Below are 1978 nucleotides of genomic sequence, written 5' to 3'. Positions count from 1 at the left end.
GGCCGTTGTCGCGCACCCGCAGCGCGACGGCGCTGCCTTCGCGCCGGGCGAGCAGGTCGATGCGGCCGCCCGCGCCGGTGTACTTGGCGGCGTTGTTGATCAGATTCGTGAGCACCTGCGTGAGGCGCACCGCGTCGCCGTGCACGACGAGGGACGCGTCCGGCTCCGTCACGTCGAGGACGTGACCGGCGCGTTCGGCCTGCGGCCGGCTCGCTTCGACGGCGTCGCGCACGATGTCGGTCAGGGCCAGCGCGCGCCGGTCCAGTTCGATCTTGCCGCGCGAGATGCGCGCGATCTCCATCAGGTCGTCGACGAGCTTGACGATCTGCCGTACCTGGCGCTCGACGATGCCCGTGAGACGATCGGCGGCATCGCGGCTGTCGGCGCGGCGCATCAGCTGGATCGCGTTGCTGATCGGTGCGAGCGGATTGCGCAACTCGTGCGCCAGCGTGGCGAGGAACTCGTCCTTGCGCCGGTCCGCGTCCTTCAGCGCCTGCTCGGCGCGCACGCGCTCGATCGCGGCCCACGTGCGTTCGGCCGCTTCGCGCACGAGGTTCACTTCGGCCGCGTTCCAGTGCCGCGGCGCCGCGTGGTGCACGCAGAACACGCCGGCGATGCGCCCGCCGGAATACAGCCCGACGCCGACGTGGGAAGCGATGCCGACGCTGATCCAGCCGGCGCGCGTGGCGCTGTCCATGTGCGGGTCGCGCGCGGTGTCCTCGACGACGAAGGGCTCGCCCCGCTCGAACGCGGCGAGCGCCCGCGCACCCAGCGAGGGCATCGGATACGTGCCGGCCAGCGACGCGACACCGTCCACGTGGTCGCGCCGGATGTGGACGCGGCCTTCCTCGAATTCGCCGATCAGCACGCGGCTTGCGTCCAGGTGCGCGGCCACCATGCGCGTGGCCGTCGCCTCGATCGCGTCGGCATCGTCCAGCGAGCGCATCGCGTCGGACAGGCGCAGCAGGAAGGCCGCCCGTTCCTCGCTCTCGCGCAGGCGCGCTTCCAGCATGCGCCGGCCGGTCGTGTCGCGCGAGACGCCCACGACCTGCTCGACCGATCCGTCCTCGGCCAGCACGGGGCCCCAGCGGAACTGGAAATAGGCGCTCGTGCCGGTGGGGCTCGTGAAATACACCTCGTCCTGGATGGTGACGCCGGTGCGGAAGATGGTGTCGAGGTGGCCGTCCAGGCGCGCGGCCAGGTCGGACGGGAAGTCCAGGTCGGCGAAGCTGCGGCCCACGAGCGCGCCGGCTTCCATGCCGTACAGTTCTTCCATCGCGCGGTTGACGTAGACAAAGCGGTGCGCGCGGTCGAACGCGTAGACGAAGTCGGGCAGCGCATCCATCGTCGTCGCGACGAAGCGCGACTGGCGCATCAGTTCCGCGTGCGCGGCCTCGCGCTCGGCCTGCGCCTGCGCGCGCTCGACGGCGGCCCAGGTGCGCTCGGCCGTCTCCTGCATGACGGCCAGGTCGGCATCGTTCCACGCGTGCGCGCTGCCGTGGTGCGCGAACAGGATGGCGACGAGGCGGCCGTCCTTCACCAGCGGCACGTCGGCCACGGAGAGGGCGCCGAGCAAGGCATGCGCCTCGCGTGCGGCCGCGTCGAGCTCGGGATCGGACAGGATATCCGGCCGCACGACCGGCCGGCCCTTGCGCAGCGCGGCCAGCAGGCCGGGACCGAAGTCGGCGTAGCGCATCTTGCTGCCGAACGCGGACGCGCGCGTGCCGTCCGCATGGGTGACGATCACGTGCTCGCCGTCGCCGCAATCGGCCGCATAGCCGATCCGGTCGACGCCGAGATGGGCGCGCAGCACGCGCGCGGCTTCTTCCTGGATGCGGCGCGGGTCGGCCAGCGGGCGCAGGGTATCGTTCAGGCGCAGCAGGAAGGCCTGGCGCCGCTCGTCGTCACGCCTTGCCGCATGGCTGCGGTGGCGTTCGATGGCGCCGGCCGCCGTGCGCACGAGCAGGTCGAGCAGGCC

Annotated in this window: 1 protein-coding gene; it reads right to left on the bottom strand. The window is 72.2% G+C overall.

The annotated features are described in order from the left end of the window. Window positions 1-1978, bottom strand: a 1978-nt coding sequence (locus ACEN88_RS30295; RefSeq protein ID WP_413345679.1) for a GAF domain-containing protein, incomplete at both ends; no start/stop codon positions are given.

It is taken from the genome of Massilia sp. CT11-108, assembly GCF_047302915.1.
Lineage (GTDB): Bacteria > Pseudomonadota > Gammaproteobacteria > Burkholderiales > Burkholderiaceae_D > Telluria > Telluria orientalis.
Note: the sequence above shows the minus strand (reverse complement) of the source record. Positions and strands in the feature narration are given on the sequence as shown.